We start from the raw sequence: 19346 nt of genomic DNA on the forward strand, positions 1-19346 counted from the left end.
ACCCTGCGGGCCCGTTCTTATGCCGTGAAGCCTTCGGCAGTGTGCGGTCGGCCGGCTGGAGCGCAAGCGGCTGCGCCGCCGGCTCCTCCGAGACTTTCGGGACGCGGTCGCAAGCTCCCTTATTTCGCCCCGAAACTCTCTCCCCACCGCCCTACCGGGTTGCACTCCACCCGACCTCCCTAGAAGGCGACAAGCGCCTTCACGGCAAAAGAACGAGGAGGAGAAGAAGAAAGATATGACTACCAGCACCGTCGCACCTCGCAAGACCAAGACCCCGCGGAAAAGCCCCGAGGAACGCAAGGCCCAGGCCGAGGCGCTTCACGCGAGCATCGCGACCCAAATCGACGCGCTGCGCAACAGCGACGAATGGCGCCGCTACCTCGACCGCGTGCGCGACTTCCACCAGTACAGCATCGGGAATCTACTGCTCATCATGCAGCAGTGCCCCCACGCCCGCGCCGTCGCGGGTTTCCGGCAGTGGCAGGCCCGTGGCCGTCAGGTTCGGAAAGGCGAAAAGGCCATCCGCATTTTCGGATACAGCCAGAAGAAGGTCACCGAGGAGGATGCGCAGGGTGAGGAGATCGAACGCCGCATCCCCCGGTTCCCGGTCCTGTCGGTCTTCGACGTGAGCCAGACGGATCCCGTCGACGGCGTGGAGGACGCCGAACTCGTGCACGACCTCACCGGCACCACCGATCACGGCGTGATCGACGACCTGACGACGTTCCTCGCCGCCGAGGGCTGGACGGTCGCCCGCGAGTACCTCGACGGGGAGAGGAAGGGCTACGCCCGCCCCAGCGACCGATCCGTCGTCGTCGAGGTCGACGTCGCCCCCGAGCAGGCCGCGAAGACCCTCATCCACGAGACCGCCCACGTCGTCCTCGGCCACACCGACGACCTGGCCGGGTACTGGGGGCACCGCGGCATCCACGAGACCGAGGCCGAGTCCGTCGCCTACGTCGTGGCCGGGCTGCTCGGCTTCGACACCAGCGCCTACAGCATCGGCTACATCGCCGGATGGGCCGACTGCGACGCCGAACTCGTCAAGAACACGGCCACCCGCGTCCTCGCGGCCGCTCACCGCATCGCCGCCGTCCTCGACCCGGACGACCCCCACGACGCCCCCGCGGCCGCGTGACCGGGGCTCCCGGCCGGTCCGGTTGGGCCGGCCGGGAGGGCCGCGGTTCCGGCTACGTCGCGCGGACCTATGCTGGCCGCCCGGCGAACGCCGGCGAGAGGGCGGGCAGCGACGACCTGGTGAGAAGTGCGCAGCAGGCTCCCGAGAGCGGCCGCCCGTTGTCGAAAGCACCGGACCAGAGCGCTGATGGATATCCAGCCCTCCCGCAGTCATTCACCCCCCCAATGTCACCGATCACAGTCCCCACGTCGGTCACAGATTCATGTGAGGGATGCGCGCACAACAGTCCCCTGTACCACGCAAGGTACTAATTAGTACGCCGCGGGAAGGTTTCAGGGGGGCCCGCGCACGGTAGGGCTAGATATGTATTTCAAGCACGAGGGAAATACACCAGATTCCCAAGGAAAAAATGCCCCCAAAGTATTGCCCTCAGCGCCCCCGATGCCGTATTGTTCTATATATGGAAAGCAACCGCAGCGGCAACGACGAGAACGGAGCTCCGATGAACACCACCAGTGCCAACGACCAGAACCTCGCACAGGCCGCCGGTACCTCCACCGTCGACGAATACGTCGTTCCGGTCGACCCGATGGATCTTCTCCAGTGCGACAGCTGCCAGTAAAAACCCCTTCTCAAGGGGACGTTGTAATGGATACGCAGAAGCTGTCATCCGAGCAGGAGCTCGCATTCGACCTCGGCCGCGAAATCGGAATCATCGAGGGCCGAGCCGCCATGGAGGATCTCGCCGACCGGTACTACCGCGCCGCCTACGGCGACGAGCGTCGCCCGCAGAACCGGGCCATCGTCACCCGCGAGGAGCTGGAGGAGCGACGCCGAGCCGCGTGGGAGGCCGCGCAGCCCATCACCGTCGACGACGCCCTCCGATCCTGGGGAATCGACCCCGCATCGCGGCACGTGACCCCCAGCACGCCCGCCACGACCTCGGCGCCCTCGACCCCGTCGGCCGCACCGTCCACCGCACCGTCCGGCACCACCCACACGAACAGGAGCCGCACCATGAGCCACATCAGCCGAACCGGCAACCTCGCCGGCACGCCCGACCTCCGCCAGGGACCCAAGGGCCCGTACACCTACGCCGCCGTTATCGTGAACGACCGGTTCCAAGACGACAACGGGACCTGGGTCAAGGGCCCCCCGATCCGGTACGAGCTCGCCGTCAGCGGCACCCAAGCTGTCGCCCTCGTTGCGACCGCGAAGGCCTGCGGCAACATCCGCGTCACGTTCAGCGGCGCGTACACGGTGCGCGAGTTCCAGGGCGACAAGGGCACGATCCTGCAGCACAAGGTGTTCGTCGACGAGATCGGCGCCAGCTTCTTCGGCCAGGACGTCACCGTCGCCCGACGCACCGCGTCCACGACCACCGGCGAGGCGTAGCCATGTTCCTCCGACCCATCAGCGCCTCAGAGGCCAGCACGCTCGAGGCTGACGAGGACACCCAGCTCGTTATCGACGTCTACGGCGCGTACGAGACCGCCAGGAGCGCCGCCCGCCACGCCATCGAGAGCGGGCAGCCCGCGGACGCCGCCGCCAGCGAGATGGCACCCGCGAAGGAGTGGGCCGTGATGAACGCTTCCTGGATCGGCCTGTTCCCTGTACAGGGCGCCCTCTGCGGGGCCGTTGAGACCCTCCTGGACCAGGGCGTCGCAGCGGATGCTGTCGACGCCCTGCCGGACCCAGGGGTCGACGGCTGGGCCGATGCCGCCTACGACCACGCCACCGCGGTCCGATGGGTCACCGAAGCGCTCGAGCGCAACAGCGACGCCCGCGACATCGACCTCATGGTCGCCGAGACCCTCGAGGGCCCGGGGCTGAGCGGCGACCTGCGGATCCGCGAGTTGGTCGTCGAGATCATCGACGTCGCCAGCTCCGCCGCGAACTCGGGACGGGACGACCTGTGAGGGTCCGCGCGCGCCGCCTGTACCTGCCCGCTGCTCTGGTGGTGGGTCTCGGCACTCTCGCGGCCGGCTACTACGCCGTCGACTTCGTGTCCCCCAACGTGAAGGCCGACGAGACGACGCCAGCAGCGAGCGGGGCACACGCGGCCGCCTCGAGCGGCCCTGTCGTCGACGCTCTCACCTCCGCCGGCCTCGTCCACGGAGGGACGGTCGACGCGGCCGCGGTACGGGCCCTCGTCGACGCGCTCCCCGCCGACACGCATGCGAGGACGCCCAACTACGACCGGGCCGCGTATGGGCCGTCCTGGGCCGACACCGACCACAACGGGTGCGACCAGCGGAATGACGTCCTGGCCCGCGACCTCACGGCGGTCACATACACGAAAGCGGATCCCGGCTGCACCGTGGCCACCGGCCACTTGGTCGACGTCTACACGGGCCGCAGCATCGACTTCATCCGCGGGAAGGCCACGAGCGCGGCCGTCCAGATCGACCACCTCGTGCCACTCGGATGGGCGTGGCAGCACGGCGCCGCCGGCTGGACCGGGGAGCGCCGCGAGCAGCTCGCGACCGACTTCAACAACCTCCAGGCCGTCGACGGCCCCACGAACGAGGCGAAGTCCGACCAGGGGCCGGCGACGTGGCTGCCGCCGGCCGCGGGCTATGACTGCCTGTACGTCACCCGGTTCGCGTACGTGCTGAGCACGTACGCGCTCACGATCGACGACGCCGACCGAACCGAGATCGACCGCACCCTCGCATCCTGTACCTGACTTGCGATGAAGCTCCCGCAGCCGGGTAGGCGATCGGCGCCGACGTCGCCGGGCTCGCGCGGTCCGTCGACGTCGCCGCCCGCGCCCGCGCCCGCGCCCGCGGCCGCGGGCCGGGCCGCGAACGCGATGAGCCGGTCGCCGTTCTGGATCACCACGCGGCCGCCGAGTTCAGCGACTCCTCACGCCGGAGCCAGATTCGCTGGCCGAGCTCGTTGCGGGCGTCGGCGTAGACCTCGAAGGTGAACGGGTCCCCGAGCTCTGCGCGGTGCGGCATCACGTACCCGAGCACGGGCCGGTCCTCGACCTGGATCCGCCCGTAGCCGGCCTCGAAGTGCGCCCACGGGTGCGCGCCGACGTCGCGCACCAGGCCGTTGCCGCTGCTCCGAACTGGTTCACCATGCGCATCGCGTCTAGGGCTTCACTCGCTTGCTCACACTGAACTACAAACGTTCGAGATGTTGATAAGTCGCATGGTTCGCCAATCGGCCACGTAAAGATCAACATCGGGCGGTGACCCGCGCATCCAGATCTATGCACGTGCATACCCATAGTAACCACATACTGTCCGTTAGATATTTAGGGAACCATATGAAAAAGATATATTCAAGGCGCAGGCATGCGGCGTCTATGGCGGCGTTGTCCATCGGAATCGGGCTGGCTCTGGTTTGCGGGCCCCATGATATTGGTGGTGAAAGCGCTCGAGCCGCAAGCTTGGCCTCAGGGTCTGAAAGCGGTGCGTCTGACACGGGCAGAAGCTTTTCGGATGCAGATGCCGCAGAATCTGAAAACTACTGGACTCCGGACAGAATGGCGGCGGCAGTGCCCACTGATGGGGCGACGGCCGCGCCCAAAAAGCAAAGTTCGGCCATTGATGCTAGCGCGGCCACGAGCGTCTTCGAGCCCGTCTATTGGATCGGGCGACTTTATTACACCGCGGGTGGCAAAGATTATGCTTGCACGGCGTCGTCTATTAAATCAGACTCGAAGCTGGTCATAGCGACCGCCGGACACTGCCTTTATCACAATGGTGAATTTAGTACCAACCTTCGCTTTATTCCCGCCTGGGATGGGGCTAATAAACCACTTTTGACGTGGGGCGCCAACGAATATCAGGTCCCGCGAGCCTGGCGATACCAGGAGGACCAGCAGCACGATGCAGGATTTGTCCAGCTAAAGCCTCAGCGATCCTGGCTCGGTGCCAAGCAATACCTGGCCGATCAGGCTGGCGCGACCGCTACCAATTTTGGTCTTGCAAATACGGGGTTGCATTACGAAGCATTTGGTTACGAACAGGTATCAGGATTCACGTCGCATCCTCTTCTGACTTGCTCGGGAAATGGGTACCGTCGTTTTTCCCAATTTTCACTTCTTAGCATAAATGACTGCGCCATGGTGGGCGGGGGCTCCGGTGGGCCTGTCTATCATGAATCAGGAAAGGGGGTTAATGGTACGCAGGTAGGGGTTGTGAGCTCCGTTATGCCCCGAGGGGAACATAGCGTCATGACGTTTGCGCCCTGGGGCGACGCCGAGTACCAGGTATTTCGAACAGTGGACACCTGGGGGCGCTAGAGTCTTGCTCATATAGGCCATTCATGCATGCGGAGCGTGGCAGTGCTTTGGTATGGGGCTTGAGCACTGCCACGCTCGGCATCTGCCTTTAGGAGCAACGGAACGGGGCTCAGGCTCCGACTGTGCCTGAGCCCCGCTGGTGTGTCGCTAGGCTGCTGCTGCGGCTCGGTAGGTGGCGTGAAGGGTGGCGGTCCACTGGGGGCCGAATGCGGCGTGCGTGAACTGGTGGTACGCGAAGGTGGTCATGCTGCGCTGGACGTCGCCGGAGTCGTCGTCCGTGTTGACCCATGGGGATCCGCTGATGCCGGCTCGGAGGTCGGTCTCGATCCCTTCGATGGCGTAGTCCTTATTCATCCAGGGGTTCGGCTCGACCGTGCTCTCGACGCTGACGGGCTTCGTTCCGTCGTGCCCGCCGTCGAGCGCGTATCCGGTCGAGCGGTAGTCGTCGTCGTCCTCCTGGCCGGCAAAGCGGACGCCAGAGGCGCCGACAGTGGAGGACAAGGTCGTACCCGCAGCTGCACTGACGGGTGCCTTGACCTGAAAGAAGGCCGTGTCGAAGTCGACCTGTCTGCCCGTGACCCACTGCGACTGGACCGTGACAGCAGTCGCAGGCCAGATGCCCCTGGGGGCGGTCCCGTCGTACTGTGGCACGAACACCAGGTCAGTGACGAATGCGCCCTTGGCGGCCGATACGCAGCGGCCAGCCGTGGCGACGAGATCGCCAGAATCGGAGACGACCACGTTTCCTGTGCAGCGCTGGTCGATGCCACCGCTGCGGAAGAAGACGACGCCGAGGTGATCGTTCGCGGCGAACCCTGGTACGGGCGTGGTTTCCGAGACGTGCGGCGACGCTGTTCCGCTCACGACGGACGCGTCGATCGTGCTCGTGGTGGCGAGTGCGCTGTCCGGGGCGACGGTGGGCGGGTTCCCGTCGGCGGGGTCGGGATCGACGAAGGAGTTGGTGACGGCAGCGTGCATTCGAGCGGGAGACCACGCAGAACCGGCAGCAGCGGTCTCGGTGCTCGAGATGGTGTGTCGGAGCGTCCCGGTGGGTGCCGCTGGGGTTGCTGCAGTCGCAGCCCCCGCACCCATGAGGGTGAGGGCGAGCGTGGCGCATGTTGCCGCGCCTGTGAGGGTGGAGCGAGTGCGTGTAGCCATATGAGCATCCTGTTCTCGCGAGCAAGTGAACGCAGATCAGCGAACAGCACACCATTGCCTTAAACGCCCCCGCAACGGGGGCGCATCGCACAGGTCACCAGTAGAGGTGGATGGTCCACCCGCCGGGAAGGCATTGCGCACTAACGTCTCGCCATCCGCGACCATCGCGGCATGAGCGCTCCATTGAAGGACTTTCTGCCATGCCCCCACTCCTCTTTGCCCAACGTCATCAGCTCCTCATGAGACCTTGGGTTGCTGTGCTCGTCGTCCTCCTCGCTGGTGCAGGCACCGCCTCCGTGCCTGCTTCCTCGGCTTACGCTGCAGGGCTACCCACCCAAGGGTCGTCCATCTCGAGTCTTCCAGCGTTCCCCACGCCCATGTCGGTGAAGCCGCCGAGGGCGACGCCGTACGAAGTGCCCGCCGGTCAAACCGTCGACTACGGCGACGCGGAGCTCAATGGGTCGACCTCAGGGCGTGGCGAGTTCCAGCAACCGGTCATCCTCGTTCACCCGGGAGGGACGGTGAAGAACGTGATCATCGGCCCGCTCGCTGCCGACGGCATCCACTGCGAAGCCTCCTGCACCATCGTGAACATGTGGTCAAGCCACGTCGGGGAGGACGCTGTGACGCTGCTCGACGGATCCCCAGCGTCCTCCGTCGTCACTATCCAGGGCGGAGGCGTTCAGCACGCGTACGACAAGGTCGTTCAGATTGATGGTGCGGGCACGGTCCGGATCTCCCACTTTGCCGCGTCCGACATCGGCTCGCTCGCGCGTTCCTGCGGTGACTGCCCGCACCAATACCCGCGGCACATCGTGGTCAGTGACGTCTTCATCGACGGTGGCCGCTATAAGGTCGCCGGAGTCAATCAGAACTTCAGCGACACAGCCAAGCTCGACCACGTCACCATCCGCGGAACACGCATGCAGGTCTGCGACAGGACCGTTGGGGGCCGCGGCGTACCCGCTAAGGAGGTCCCTGGCGGCAGCGGAGACCCCTACCCGGGTGTGTGCGACTTCAGCTACGCCACCATTCTGTTCGAACACGGATGAGGCAATGGGCGTCGGGTCTCGCAACCTTTGGCATGCGAGACGGTGGTGCCGAGGCGGTGCGGCGTGGCCTTCGTTGCTCCGAACGGATCTAGGGACCGAGCGGGTATGCGTGCGGACGTTCGGTAGTGCGCGCCGCCCGAACAAGGTCGCGTGTGCTGTGTCACCTGCCGTTTGTGTAGTCCATGCGCGGCTACTCCGGCGCTGTTCCTAGGATGTGCTGGCCCTCGGAAGTGTTCCGCACGGGTGCCCTGCCTCGGTGAGTTGCTATCACCCAGCTCCACGCATCGCTCACTCCCCCGGCCGGGCTAGATGGACGCGCTTGCTCACGGCGGCTGAGCTGAAATGCCCGACATGAAGGATTCACATGCACTTGCCTCTTCCCTCCCGCCGCCAACTCGAACGTTCCACCGCTCGCCTACTACTGCTGGCTTGCCTCGGGGCGGCCGCGGTGGGAGGTGTCAGCTTCAGCGGCATCGGAACTCCGGCCGCGCACGCGTCCCCCCGATCGTCCCAGCGCCTCGCGGAAACCTCGACGGACACAGATGATGTGACGGGCAAGAGCTTCTCGGACGAGGATGATGCTGCGTCGGCCGCGTACTGGACGCCCGAACGCATCCATAAGGCAGACGCGGCTTCGGCTGACAGCCCCGAAGACGACGCGAGCCTGGTCCAGTCCAGCGGATTGACGCACTACGAGCCCGTCTACTGGATTGGGCGGCTGTACTTCACCCGCGGAGGGCAGGAAGGGTCCTGCACCGGATCCGTCGTCAAGTCCGACTCTCGCCTCGTCGTTGCCACTGCGGCTCACTGCCTGTACTTCGACCGCGAGTTCGCGACTAATGTGCGTTTCATACCCGCTTGGGATGGGGCCAACAAGCCGCTTCTCACGTGGGGTGCGGACTTTTACCAGGTCACGACCTCCTGGCATTCGTCGATGGACGCTCAGCACGACACCGCCTTCATCAAGATGAAGCCCCGAGAAGACTGGGACGGGAAGAAGACGTACTTGGCCGATGTCGCCGGTGCCCCTCGGGTGGACTTTGCCCTCGCGGCTCCGCGCCTGCACTACGAGATGTTCGGCTACTCCCAGGTCTCCGGCTACACGCCGGCCCCACTCGTGACCTGCTCCGGGGAGGGTGACCGCTTCATCGGATCTCCCCGGCGGATCGGCCTCATGCCGTGCCAATTCCCGCCTGGATCTTCGGGCGGGCCCGTGTATCACGCCTCCACGCGGGGTCCGAACGGAACACAGGTCGGCAACACGAGCTCTGTCCAGACCCTGGGGAACACCGTCATCTCGTGGTTCGTACCCTGGGGAAGCGAGGAACATGCCGTCTATAAGAACGTTGATACCTTCGTCGGCTGATGCGTGCGATGGACGCGCGGTCTTCCGGATGCTCGAGGGGGTCTCCGTCAACGCATCTTGACCTTCGTGCGTCAGCGTCGTAATGGGAGGGGTGGCTCGCGTATACGTGCCACCCCGTTCCGCGTTAAGGGCGCACCAACCCGTCGTCTGTCCCGTGCCATCGTTCGGCCTGTGCTGTACCGCATGCCTTGGTATCGGGTACTAAGACGAGTGCGCCCCATTGGTAGCGATGGGGGCGCACTCGTTGGGTGAGGCGTGTCTAGGGGCCGGTCGGTCGCTCTGCTGCGGCTAGTACCTCTGCGGCAAGAACGTCTCCCGCTTGGAGCACTTCAACACCGAGTAGCTGACCGTTCGAGTCGAAGTCCAAGCTGATCTCGCCCTTGTGGCCGGGAGTCGCTATCGAGTGAATCTGCTCGGCAACCTGGCCAGCTCCGATGGCGGCGACGACTTGGATGTACGCCGCGTCGGCCTCTGCGTCGTAGGTGATCTTCACTCCGCTAGCCCTTCGTGACGGTGACGATGTTGCCCGACTTGTTGTCCACGATGACACGGATCCTGTTCTTGCCGGAACCCTGGGTGAAGACGGACGTGCCCTTGTTGCCGGCCGACTTGACGCCGTTCTGTACCACCTGCTTGACCAGGGCCTGGCTGACCCCCTTCGTGGCTGCCTGGGATGCGGCATGCGCGGTGAACCTCGCCATGACCAACAGCGCAGGGATCCAGAAGGGATCGGCCACCACGGGGAACGCGGTTGCTGAGGTGAGCGTGACGGACTGCACGAGGGTGGAGCCGTCGATCTTGTAGGACGTGGGGACGGCCGCGCCGTTTGCGTCCAGAGCCCAGGCGGGCTCGAAGGTGCCGAGGATGTCGCCCGTGGCATTGCGAACCGTGACGCCGCCATCCTCGAGGGGAATGAGCTCGACGCCCTCGCCGAGCTCGAACCTGTACTCGCGGGGCGCCGCCGCCGATTCGATGTGCATGAGCGCGCGGAAGGTGCCATCGCCGGTGTCCTGGATGGCCGTCGTGTAGCCAGCGCCACCGGTGACGTTCAGCGCGAGCTCGTCGCTTTCCGCGGCGGTGCGCGGGGTGCCGGGAAGGCGGAGCTGCACGTCGACCCCGTCGGATCCCGGGGCTGAGATGAGCCCGTCCGAGAGGTCGATGGACTCGGCGGTCGTCGCGGTCGCCGGCAGCACTGCCCGCGTCTCCATTGCGCTCCTGATGTCGCCGAGCGTGGCGTCCTCCGCTGCGTTCGCCGGTCCGACCCCGGCCAGCACGAGAGCGCTTGTGGCGACGATGCCGAGTGCTGAGTATCCGATCTTCATGGTTCCCCCCTTGGTGAAATCGAGTCATCCCACCGTGGCAGCACGGCGCTGGTTTCGGCTTCCGCCAGACGACTGATTGACAATCGCAACTAGTTCTGGCATGTGGGCACGCATAGGTCCGTCCTGAAACCCTTGGGTTGCGAGACGTCTCACGAGCCGAGCTCGGAGCGCTGATGCTTCCTGGTCAGGGAGTGTCGCGCAACCATGTACTTGTGACCAGTGCCGCTGGGTGGCGGTGTTCTGGTGTCGGTACATGACAGCTAGAGGTACGCGACCTCGCAGCCGATGGCGTTCTGAGCGGGTGCCATCAGTGCTTGTCTAGCCCCGGCCGAAGAGCCTGGCGAGCAGTCCGCCACCCGACTCGTCCTTTGGGTGGCCCAGGCACCGATCGACCCGCGGAACACCGCGCATCACCTGGTCGACGTGCTGGCCGCAGCCCGCCCAGTCCTTCTTCCCGCACACTCGGCACGTCACCTGTCGACACATCGTCTTGCTCCTTCTCGTCGTCGGCCGCGGACACGGCACTCGACGAACTATACCCCCGGGGGTATAGTTAGCTGCATGAGAACAGTGATTGTTGGAGGAGTGGCCGGCGGCATGTCGGCCGCGACGCGGCTGCGCCGACTGGACGAGGAGCGCGAGATCCTCGTATTCGAACGCGGGGCATACGTATCGTTCGCGAACTGCGGGCTCCCCTACTACGTCGGCGGCGTGATCCCTGAGAGGGCCTCATTGCTCCTTCAGACCCCGGAGTCGCTCGCGGCACGCTTCCGTCTCGACGTGCGTGTGCGGCACGAGGTCGTCGCCATCGACGCGGGCGCAAAGACCGTCACAGTGCGCGACCTCGACGCGGGGACCGACGAGGTGGTCGCGTACGACGACCTCGTCATCGCGGCGGGCGCCGGCGCCGCTCCGAGCGAGACCGACGACGGCGTGCCGTCATCCACGCTGCGCAGCGTCGAGGACGTGGACCGCATCATGGCCCTCCTCGACGGCACCACCGACCCGCACGCCGTCGTGGTCGGTGCGGGCTTCATCGGCCTCGAGGCCGTCGAGAACCTCCTCGCCCGCGGCGTCCACGTGACGCTCGTTCAGCGCGGACACCAGGTGCTTTCCCCGCTGGATCCGGAGATGGCGACTCCCGTCCGCGAGGCCCTGGAAGCAGCCGGCGTGGACGTCCGGACCGGGACGACCGTCACCGGCGCCGCGGACGGGCATGTGCACCTCGACGACAGCACGCGCGTCCGCGCCGACCTCGTGATCCAAGCCGCCGGCGTGCACCCCGAAACGGGCCTGGCCGAGGCAGCCGGTCTGCGTATCGGCCCGAGCGGCGGGATCGCCGTCGACGGTCGCCAGCGCACGAGCGACCCGTCGATCTGGGCGGTCGGCGACGGCGTGGAGAAGATCGACCACCTCGACGCCGCCCCGACGCTGGTGACGATGGCAGGACTCGCCAACCGCCACGGACGCGCCGCGGCCGACGACATCGCCGGCGCCGCGAAGGCCGACGCCGCGCCCGCCCTCGGGACCGCGATCCTCGGCCTCCTCGGCCTCACCATCGGGCTCGTCGGGTGGAACGAGAAGCGCCTCGTCGCGGAGGGCCGGCCCCACCGGATCATCCACACCCACCCCGCCTCGCACGCAGGCTACTACCCGGGCGCTCAGCAGATGGCGATCAAGCTCCTCGTGAACCCCGACGACGACCGGATCCTCGGTGCGCAGATCGTCGGCCGCGACGGCGTCGACAAGCGCCTGGACGTGATCGCAGTCGCCATGACCGCCGGGTTTACCGCATCCGCCCTGTCACGGCTCGAGCTGGCGTACGCGCCGCAGTACGGATCTGCGAAGGACCCCGTGAACCTCCTCGGCTACGTCGCCGAGAACGCCGCCACCGGCACCACCCGCTCCATCCAGTGGCACGAGCTCGAGGACGCCGTCGCCGACGGGGCGACCCTGGTGGACGTGCGCACGACCGGCGAGCACGCGACCGCCGCGATCCCCGGCGCCGTCTCGCTGCCGTTGGACGAGCTCCGCGCACGCCACCACGAGCTCCCCGCAGGCCCCCTGGTCGTGCACTGCCAAGTCGGACAGCGCGGGCACACCGCCGCGCGCCTCCTCACCCAGCTCGGGCACGACGTCCGCAACCTCGACGGCGGCTGGCTCACCTGGCACGCCGGAACCGCATCCACAACCCGCGCCACCGCCGCGACCGCGGCCTGACGGAAGACGAGAACCCATGAAGAGCATCACCGTCCAGCAGCTCGCCGCATCCGCGGGAGCCACCATCATCGACGTGCGCGAGCCCGACGAGTACGCCGGCGGCCACGCTCGTTCGGCCGTGAACGTCCCGCTGTCCGAGCTCGGCGGACGCATCGACGAGATCCCGACGGGCCAGCCCGTGCATGTCATCTGCCAGTCCGGCGGCCGCAGCGCCCGAGCCACCGACGCGCTCACCGCCCGCGGTATCGACGCCATCGACGTCACCGGAGGCACTTCCGCGTGGGTCGACGCGGACCTGCCGACCGACCGCGCATGAGCGACGCCAGCGGGCAGCTCCACGACGCCGTCGCGGTGAGGAAGGTCGCGAACCGGCTCAAGCGCGCTCAGGGCCAGCTCAGTGCCGTCATCGCCGCTGTCGAGAACGGCGGTGACTGCCGCGACGTCGTCACCCAGCTCGCCGCCGTATCCAGTGCGCTGGACCGTGCCGGCTTCGCGATCGTCTCCACCGCGATGCAGCAGTGCCTAGTCGCCGACGACGTCGCCGACCTCGACAGCGCCGAGGACGGTGCACCCTCACCACGGAAGCTCACCATCGAGGAGATCGAGAAGCTCTTCCTCACGCTCGCATAGCGGTCACACCCTGTCCCGAAAACCAATAGCTTTCCAAGACATCGCCGAGTGCCCGTCCGAGCCGCGTCAAGCGAGCCTGGTTACTGGGGCCTCGACGTCTCGTCAAGTCATCTCACCGCAAAGTGTCTCGGGGAAGCCCGCCGTGGGCGTTTCTGAGGCAGACTGCTCGGGTGAGGCTTCTGGGATACACGCGAGTGAGCACGACGAGTCAGGATGCGCAGCTCCAGCTCGACGCGCTGGTGAAGGACGGTGTGCAGAAGCGGGACGTGTTCGCCGACGTCACCTCCGGCAGCCGGGCCGCGATCGAGCGGCCGGGGATGAAGAAGCTGCTCGAGTACGCCGAGGACGGCGACACCATCGTCGTCTGGCGGATTGACCGCCTGGGCCGCTCCATGCTCGACGTCCTCAGCACCGTCAAGCTCCTACGCGAACGCGGTGTGCAGATCCGATCCATCTCCGACGGCATCGACCCGGCGACCACCTCGGGCCGGCTGATGCTGGGCATGCTCGCGAGCCTGGCCGAGTACGAGCGCGAGCTCATCGTCGAGCGCGTCAACGCCGGCATCGCCGTCGCACGCGACAACGGGACCCGCTTCGGTCGCCCCCTGTCCGATCCGGCCGTGATCGCCGACAAGCTCCAGATCGCGACCGACGCGCGCGCCCGCGGCCGGACCGCGGAAGACGCGGCACGGCTTGTCGGGTGGAGCCGGGCGACGTTGTACCGGCACCAGTCGAACGCTGCGCGCGAGAGCGCCGCGATGTAGGTCAAGGCGTGGACGGGCTCGGACGGTGGCGGATTCTTCGGCTGCATGTCGAAGACGAGATCCCGCTCGCGGTTCTCGCCCGCACCACCGGCGTCAGCGCACGCACCCTGCAACGCTGGCACCACCTCTACCGCGCCGGCGGCATCGCCGCCCTCGACCCCCACGCGCGGGGCGACGCGGGGCGGCGGCGAACAGCTGCAGCGACGGTCGCGTTCGTCGAGCGGCTCGCGCTGACCAGGCCCCGACCGAGCATCGCGACCCTGCACCGGCTTGCCGCCGCGGATGCGTTGCAGCGCGGAGACTCGATCCCGAGCTACTCCACGGTGCGGGAGATCGTTCAGGCCCTCGAGCCCGCGTTGGTGACGCTGGCTCTGGAGGGGCCGGCGTCGTATCGGGATCGGCACGAGCTCGTGTACCGGCGCCGGGCGGAGCGCCCGAACCAGACGTGGCAGGCCGACCACACCGAGCTCGACGTCCTCATCGTCGGCACTAGCGGGAAGCCCGACCGGCCTTGGCTGACGGTCATCATGGACGATTACTCCCGTGCCATCTGCGGGTACACCGTCTTCACCGGCGCCCCTTCGGCGATGAACACCGCCCTGGCGCTGCGGCAAGCGATCTGGCGAAAACCCGATCCGGGCTGGGCGATGTGCGGGATCCCTGACATCCTCCATGTCGACCACGGCACCGACTTCACCAGCCGGCACCTCGAGCACACGGCCGCGGAGCTGCGGATCCGGATCATCCACTCCACCGTCGGCCGCCCCCAGGGCCGCGGGAAGATCGAGCGGTTCTTCGGCACCATCACCACGGAACTGCTCCCGCTCCTCCCCGGCCGCCTCAGCGCCGGGAACCGGCATCCGACCCCGGCGCTCGACCTCGCCGGCCTCGACGCCGCCATCGGGTCGTTCATCTCCACCTACAACGACCGCCCACACAAGGAGCTCGGCGTCACGCCCCGCGCGGCGTGGATCGGCGACGGGTGGCTGCCTCGGATGCCGGAGAGTCTCGTGGAGCTCGACGGGCTCCTGCTCACTGTCCCGAAGAGCCGCACCGTGCAGCGCGACGGGATCCACTTCCAGGGCCAGCGGTACCTCGCCCCTACTCTCGCGCCGTTCGTCGGCCGGACCGTGACCATCCGGTACGACCCGCGTGACATCTCCGAGATCCGCGTCTACGACCACAACACCTTCATCTGCGTCGCCGTCGACGAGGCGCACCCGAATCTGCGGATGAGCCTGCGCGAGGTCGAGACCGCACGCCGTGCCCGACGCCGGCAGCTGCGCCGGGACCTCAACGACCGCATCCCCACCACCGCCGCCGCACGCGCCGAGCTGCCCGCGACAGCACCGCCGCCGCGGCGGCCGCGGCTGCGCACCTATGAAGAGGACGGATGATGCCCGACACGTTCATCACCACGAAAGAGCACCGGCGGTTCGTCGAGTTCGCGAACGCCGTCCGGAAGGAGCAGACCATCGGGATCTGCCACGGCGACGCCGGCGTCGGAAAGACCAACTCCGCCCGCCGATACGCGCACTGGGACACTCTTGAGCCCTACGTCCACGAGTGGGGTCGGCGCGGCGCGGATGACCCCAAGCTCGACGCCGCCGCCAACCGCTCGCGCGCCGTGTTCTACACGCCCGACGTTCTACCCCGGCCGAAGGACCTCATGCGAGAGCTCGACCGCTGGACGGTCGACCTCGGCATCAGGATCGAGGATCACCAGCGCACGATCGGAAAGATCATCGGTACCGGCGGCGACGCGCGCCGGTGGGTCGAGCTGCTGATCATCGACGAAGCGGAACGGCTCACGCCCACCGCGCTCGAGCTCCTACGCGATTGGCACGACCGCGAGCACCTCGCGATCATCCTCATCGGCATGCCCGGCATCGACCAGCGCTTCCGCCACTACCCGCAGCTCTACAGCCGCCTCGGCTTCGCCCACCGCTACCGTGCCCTCGGCCAGGAAGAGCTCCTCTTCGTCCTCGACCGCCACTGGAAGCGCCTCGGCCACACACTCAACACCGAAGATTTCACGGATGTCCAGGCCATCGCCGCCATCGAACGCATCACCCGCGGCAACTTCCGCCTCCTCGAGCGGCTCTTCCCGCAGATCCAACGTGTGCTCAAGATCAACCAGTTGGAGACCATCACCGATGACGTCATCGAAGCAGCTGCCAGCATCCTCGTCACCGGATGACGACACCCATCGGCAACAGATCACCGCCTTGGAGCGGCGTGATCCACATGGAGGCGCGGTCGGGTGTCACCTGCCCGCGACGTCCGGTGAGCGATCCCTCGATGAGACGCAATCCTCATGCTCGGGCGTATCGCGCTCGGCGTCATCGCCGTATAGTTGTGTAGCACAGAAGTGGCACAGAGAGGTGTTTTGTGGCACAATAGTCATATGGGCATCGACTTCACGCGCAGCGCAGGCAAGCACCACATCCCCGGGCCCGACGCGCTGCATGCGATCAAGAACGCAGTGTGGAGCTCCACGAAGGTGAAGGTGAACGAGGGTGACCCGCGTAGCCAGCGGCGGGTGTTCGTTGGCCCGCAGCACGCGCAGACGGATCGGCTCATTGAAGTGCTCGTGGAGCTCAAGTCCGGCGGATTCGTGGTCTACCACGTGATGGAGCTTGGCTCGTACTACCGAAAGCTGATGGAGGAGGAGAAGTGACACTCTCGAAGAAGGACCAGGACCGCTACGACCGCATGGCGGCAATCGAGGAGGCGTCGACGGGTGCGCCGCTGCCCGGCGATAGCGCGCATGGCGCTGACGCGGCCGAGATCGGGGCGCAGCTGCTCCTCGACGCGCTCGGCAGCGAGGCGGCCGTCTCCAAGGCAATTGGCCGGCCGAAGCTGGGTGGCGCGGTGCCGGACGGCGAGCACTCGCCAACGATCCACGTCCGCCTCCCCCAGGACCGCAAGGACCGTCTAGAGCGTCTGCGAATCGTGCAGCGCCGCAAGTACGCAGCAGATCTGGTCCGGGACGCGATCGACGAGTATCTCGATCGACACAAGGACGACCTGCACCGCGTCGCGGGCTGAGAAACGCGCGCGCGGGCGGCCGTCTGAACAACCCCGGCCACGCCTGATGTCGAGTCGTGATCGAGCGGGCCGAGTCATGCATCGAGGCGCCGCGGCTTCGTTCCGCTGCGCTCCACGAACCCGCGCCCATGAACTGTGCGGGGCGCGCTCATGAGGCGGCGGGTGCTGTGGCATCGTGACCGCGAGCCCTCGCCTGGTCATGGCTACCGTGCTGACCCTGGCGAGCCGCGAAGGATGTGACGGGGTGCGGCCTGTGGTTCTTGTTCGGGTCCGACATGACGACTTCACCGCGGGCGATCTGGCATCGAAGAGAGTGAGGGCAGCAGGCATGCGAGCGTGGTTTGAGCAGGCGAAGGCGACGACCAACGGACGACGTGGGCTCGTGGTGTTGCTGAGCTACCTGATCGTGCTGCCTGTGACGCTTCTTGTGGCAGAGGTCGCGCTGCTCATCGGTGCGACAACGCTCGCGGGTGTCAGCGCTGTCATCACCTTCGGGCTAGGTCTCTTCACTGTCCCCGTGGCCGCGGTCGCGCAGGGCTATCGCCGCGCACCAGGCGCGCTGTCGTCGACCACGGGGGTGGTCTGGCATCTCACGTCGCAGCTCTGGGGCGTCGGGGACGGGGTTGTCCTCGAGCGGCGCCGGTGTCGTTTGCGGTCCTGCATGCAGCGCTCGGATCGGCCGGTCGCCCTTCCGCGTCGCGCGGTGTTCGTCTTCACGGCAGATCCGGCGGATGCGCATGTGCGCGGGAACGTGACCCGGAGCCGGGCCCGCTACCTCTACCGACTGGACATCAGCGAGGCGCACGGGCAGGTCTTTCAGCGCGGCATCGCGGTCGCTATCGCGGGCGATCTCCACGCCACCGTCTCGGCACGCCGAACCCTCACCGCGACCGACGTACCGACGCTCTAACCAGCAGGCCGCGTGGTGAGGCTGGTCCTCACCACGTCGGCGGAGTGCGGTACCTCCGCGGGTCGTCGATCGGCCGAGTCGTGTCCTCCACGGGAGCAACGACCTCGCCGGGGAGTCGGCAGGCGAGCTTCACGAACAGCTGCCCGGACTGCTCGTTGGGTGCCTCCACCGTCCACGTCCGGCCGGGGTAGAGCTCGATGAGCGCGCGCACCATCGCGTCGGCCCAGCCATCGCGGCGCCGCGCGGCCTGGACGACGATGTTCGTCACGAGCCCCTGATCGGTGTCGAGGAAGACCTTGAAGCGCATCTCGGTGTCCCTCGTCTCCGCGCGCCGAAACCAGCCGTTCGGACGTGACCGGTGGCGGGGCACCGGATGCAGGAAGGCAACGAGCGTGGGACCGTACTGGGCCTGTTCTGTGAATCGGAACCGACGTCCATCGACCGTCACGTCACGGTGCGAACGCGCCACCTTAGGCCTCGGAGGGGGCGTAATCCTCGCGCCGCTCGTCCTCGTCCTGGACGGCGGCTGCTGAGCTGCCGATGGCGCTCGGGGCGGACGAGGGAGTGGCTCGGGTGGCCTTCTTGACCTCCCGCGTGGTGATGCCGAGGCGCGCCGCGACTTCGGCCGGGCTGGCACCAGCATCGATCATGCGTGCGATGACCTGCTCGGCGTCGTCGCGTGCCTTCCGTGTCTGCTGCTCCGCCCGCTCCCGGAGCTTCGCGATCTCGCGCTCGGTCTCTTCGTTCGTTGCCTCCACGGAGTCGATGGCCACGAAGTAGTCGGCCGCGAGCTGTTCGAGCTTGTCTTGCAGCTCACGGAACTGTGCCGCCATCTCTCGTGCTCGACGCCGTGCGTCGGTCTGCTTCGCGGACTTGCGGAGTTCGGCCATGTGGGTCCCCCTTGCTCGATGACCGGACCAGTATGCACGGCCCGCCCCCGCGCGTCCCACGGGGCACCACAAGGCGGCGGGGCCTCGACTCCGGGGGAGTGAGCGAGGCCGGCTCGGCTGTTGCTTCTCGACACGCTGACGGGCGCGCTCCTCGTTCCTCGTCGCCCACCCGTGCGGTCTCAAAGCACAGCCGCATGAGCGTTGCTCATGGCCGATCTTCTCTCCCTTCGTCCAACGGTGAGCACGCTCGTTCCTCGCCTGCTCACCGCAGTCCTCCGGTCATTAGTTCGTCACACCTCAGGCATTACGAATGAATGAGGTAAGCTCGACCCATGTTTCAGATGCGAGCGCTGACTCTCTCCGGGTTCGCCCAGGGGTGTCCTACGCCGCTCGCAGATGAAAGTGAGGGCACTTGGATCGGTGGATCCCCGACCGGCGTTGACCCGTCCAGGCCGGTTTCCCCGTCGCAGTTTCGCGACATCGCGGCTCGCGCGACTGATCCCGTCACCGCGTCGCCGGCGCTCCTGGAGCTTACGTTCGACGTCCCTCGATCGGTGTCCGTCGTCTGGGCCACGGAGTCGGAGGAG

24 protein-coding genes are annotated in these 19346 nt (G+C 67.0%); 17 read left to right on the plus strand and 7 right to left on the minus strand.

Features of this window, described 5'->3' with window-relative positions; genetic code table 11:
* Window positions 1-235 precede the first annotated feature (235 nt).
* The 5 genes from AES38_RS15280 (at window position 236) to AES38_RS15295 (ending at window position 3827) form a co-directional block, all read left to right on the plus strand.
* On the plus strand, window positions 236-1138 hold the full coding sequence (locus AES38_RS15280) for an ArdC-like ssDNA-binding domain-containing protein (protein WP_053775973.1): 903 nt from the start codon (window positions 236-238) through the stop codon (window positions 1136-1138).
* 460 nt (window positions 1139-1598) lie between these two features.
* A complete protein-coding gene (locus AES38_RS15985; protein WP_157883597.1) occupies window positions 1599-1760 on the plus strand; it encodes a hypothetical protein in 162 nt (53 codons plus the stop codon).
* A 26-nt stretch (window positions 1761-1786) separates the two neighbouring features.
* The gene (locus AES38_RS16450) at window positions 1787-2533 is read left to right on the plus strand and encodes a single stranded DNA-binding domain-containing protein (RefSeq protein WP_244629281.1); all 747 of its coding nucleotides are present in this window, start codon (window positions 1787-1789) and stop codon (window positions 2531-2533) included.
* 2 nt (window positions 2534-2535) lie between these two features.
* Complete coding sequence (locus AES38_RS15290) at window positions 2536-3057, plus strand: hypothetical protein (protein ID WP_053775974.1); 522 nt, start codon at window positions 2536-2538, stop codon at window positions 3055-3057.
* The gene (locus AES38_RS15295; protein WP_053775975.1) at window positions 3054-3827 is read left to right on the plus strand and encodes an HNH endonuclease family protein; all 774 of its coding nucleotides are present in this window, start codon (window positions 3054-3056) and stop codon (window positions 3825-3827) included. The genes AES38_RS15290 and AES38_RS15295 overlap by 4 nt, the downstream gene beginning before the upstream one ends.
* Window positions 3828-3975: 148 nt before the next feature.
* Here the strand turns inward: AES38_RS15295 and AES38_RS15300 are convergent, their stop codons facing one another.
* Window positions 3976-4191 (minus strand): hypothetical protein, encoded by a 216-nt coding sequence (locus AES38_RS15300; protein ID WP_244629282.1) that lies wholly within the window; start codon window positions 4189-4191, stop codon window positions 3976-3978.
* 443 nt (window positions 4192-4634) lie between these two features.
* Between AES38_RS15300 and AES38_RS16585 the strand changes: the two genes are divergently transcribed.
* Window positions 4635-5396: a trypsin-like serine peptidase gene (locus tag AES38_RS16585; RefSeq protein ID WP_342343913.1), complete on the plus strand. Its 762-nt coding sequence runs from the start codon at window positions 4635-4637 to the stop codon at window positions 5394-5396.
* Window positions 5397-5543: 147 nt separating this feature from the next.
* On the opposite strand, the gene AES38_RS15305 is transcribed toward AES38_RS16585, so the two are convergent.
* On the minus strand, window positions 5544-6554 hold the full coding sequence (locus AES38_RS15305; protein WP_179945033.1) for a trypsin-like peptidase domain-containing protein: 1011 nt from the start codon (window positions 6552-6554) through the stop codon (window positions 5544-5546).
* A gap of 377 nt (window positions 6555-6931) precedes the next feature.
* Here AES38_RS15305 and AES38_RS15310 point away from each other — a divergent pair, with 377 nt between their 5' ends.
* Together AES38_RS15310 and AES38_RS15315 are read left to right on the plus strand one after the other, a co-directional pair.
* Window positions 6932-7606: a pectate lyase gene (locus tag AES38_RS15310; RefSeq protein ID WP_244629283.1), complete on the plus strand. Its 675-nt coding sequence runs from the start codon at window positions 6932-6934 to the stop codon at window positions 7604-7606.
* A gap of 547 nt (window positions 7607-8153) precedes the next feature.
* Entirely contained in the window at window positions 8154-8972 is an 819-nt protein-coding gene (locus tag AES38_RS15315; protein ID WP_157883598.1) for a trypsin-like serine peptidase, read from the plus strand.
* A gap of 259 nt (window positions 8973-9231) precedes the next feature.
* On the opposite strand, the gene AES38_RS16090 is transcribed toward AES38_RS15315, so the two are convergent.
* The 3 genes from AES38_RS16090 to AES38_RS16600 all read right to left on the minus strand — a co-directional run bounded on the left by AES38_RS16090 (window position 9232) and on the right by AES38_RS16600 (window position 10780).
* Complete coding sequence (locus AES38_RS16090) at window positions 9232-9465, minus strand: DUF2283 domain-containing protein (RefSeq protein WP_053775979.1); 234 nt, start codon at window positions 9463-9465, stop codon at window positions 9232-9234.
* Window positions 9466-9469: 4 nt separating this feature from the next.
* Entirely contained in the window at window positions 9470-10294 is an 825-nt protein-coding gene (locus AES38_RS16095; protein WP_053775980.1) for a DUF4258 domain-containing protein, read from the minus strand.
* A gap of 318 nt (window positions 10295-10612) precedes the next feature.
* Window positions 10613-10780 (minus strand): DUF8730 family Cys-rich protein, encoded by a 168-nt coding sequence (locus tag AES38_RS16600; protein WP_503328055.1) that lies wholly within the window; start codon window positions 10778-10780, stop codon window positions 10613-10615.
* Between the two features lie 75 nt (window positions 10781-10855).
* On the opposite strand from AES38_RS16600, the gene AES38_RS15330 reads away from it, so the two are divergent.
* From AES38_RS15330 to AES38_RS15370, 9 genes are all read left to right on the plus strand, one after another.
* Entirely contained in the window at window positions 10856-12514 is a 1659-nt protein-coding gene (locus tag AES38_RS15330) for an FAD-dependent oxidoreductase (protein ID WP_053775981.1), read from the plus strand.
* 16 nt (window positions 12515-12530) lie between these two features.
* Complete coding sequence (locus AES38_RS15335; RefSeq protein ID WP_053775982.1) at window positions 12531-12830, plus strand: rhodanese-like domain-containing protein; 300 nt, start codon at window positions 12531-12533, stop codon at window positions 12828-12830.
* Window positions 12827-13144: a metal-sensitive transcriptional regulator gene (locus AES38_RS15340; protein WP_053775983.1), complete on the plus strand. Its 318-nt coding sequence runs from the start codon at window positions 12827-12829 to the stop codon at window positions 13142-13144. The genes AES38_RS15335 and AES38_RS15340 overlap by 4 nt, the downstream gene beginning before the upstream one ends.
* A 170-nt stretch (window positions 13145-13314) precedes the next feature.
* Complete coding sequence (locus AES38_RS15345) at window positions 13315-13908, plus strand: recombinase family protein (RefSeq protein ID WP_053775870.1); 594 nt, start codon at window positions 13315-13317, stop codon at window positions 13906-13908.
* 8 nt (window positions 13909-13916) lie between these two features.
* Entirely contained in the window at window positions 13917-15305 is a 1389-nt protein-coding gene (locus AES38_RS15350) for a TnsB C-terminal domain-containing protein (protein WP_053775869.1), read from the plus strand.
* The gene (locus AES38_RS15355; protein WP_053775868.1) at window positions 15305-16108 is read left to right on the plus strand and encodes an AAA family ATPase; all 804 of its coding nucleotides are present in this window, start codon (window positions 15305-15307) and stop codon (window positions 16106-16108) included. Before AES38_RS15350 ends, AES38_RS15355 begins: the two co-directional genes overlap by 1 nt.
* Window positions 16109-16315: 207 nt before the next feature.
* A complete protein-coding gene (locus tag AES38_RS15360; RefSeq protein WP_053775873.1) occupies window positions 16316-16588 on the plus strand; it encodes a hypothetical protein in 273 nt (90 codons plus the stop codon).
* Window positions 16585-16959, plus strand: a complete 375-nt coding sequence (locus AES38_RS15365) for a ribbon-helix-helix domain-containing protein (protein WP_053775874.1) — start codon at window positions 16585-16587, stop codon at window positions 16957-16959. The genes AES38_RS15360 and AES38_RS15365 overlap by 4 nt, the downstream gene beginning before the upstream one ends.
* Window positions 16960-17158: 199 nt before the next feature.
* On the plus strand, window positions 17159-17869 hold the full coding sequence (locus tag AES38_RS15370) for a hypothetical protein (RefSeq protein ID WP_157883575.1): 711 nt from the start codon (window positions 17159-17161) through the stop codon (window positions 17867-17869).
* Between the two features lie 28 nt (window positions 17870-17897).
* Here AES38_RS15370 and AES38_RS15375 read toward each other — a convergent pair whose 3' ends face one another.
* Both AES38_RS15375 and AES38_RS15380 read right to left on the minus strand, forming a co-directional pair.
* On the minus strand, window positions 17898-18176 hold the full coding sequence (locus AES38_RS15375) for a hypothetical protein (RefSeq protein ID WP_053775876.1): 279 nt from the start codon (window positions 18174-18176) through the stop codon (window positions 17898-17900).
* A 163-nt stretch (window positions 18177-18339) separates the two neighbouring features.
* On the minus strand, window positions 18340-18759 hold the full coding sequence (locus tag AES38_RS15380) for a hypothetical protein (RefSeq protein ID WP_157883576.1): 420 nt from the start codon (window positions 18757-18759) through the stop codon (window positions 18340-18342).
* Window positions 18760-19346: the final 587 nt, after the last annotated feature.

It is taken from the genome of Clavibacter capsici, assembly GCF_001280205.1.
GTDB classification, from domain to species: Bacteria; Actinomycetota; Actinomycetes; order Actinomycetales; family Microbacteriaceae; genus Clavibacter; species Clavibacter capsici.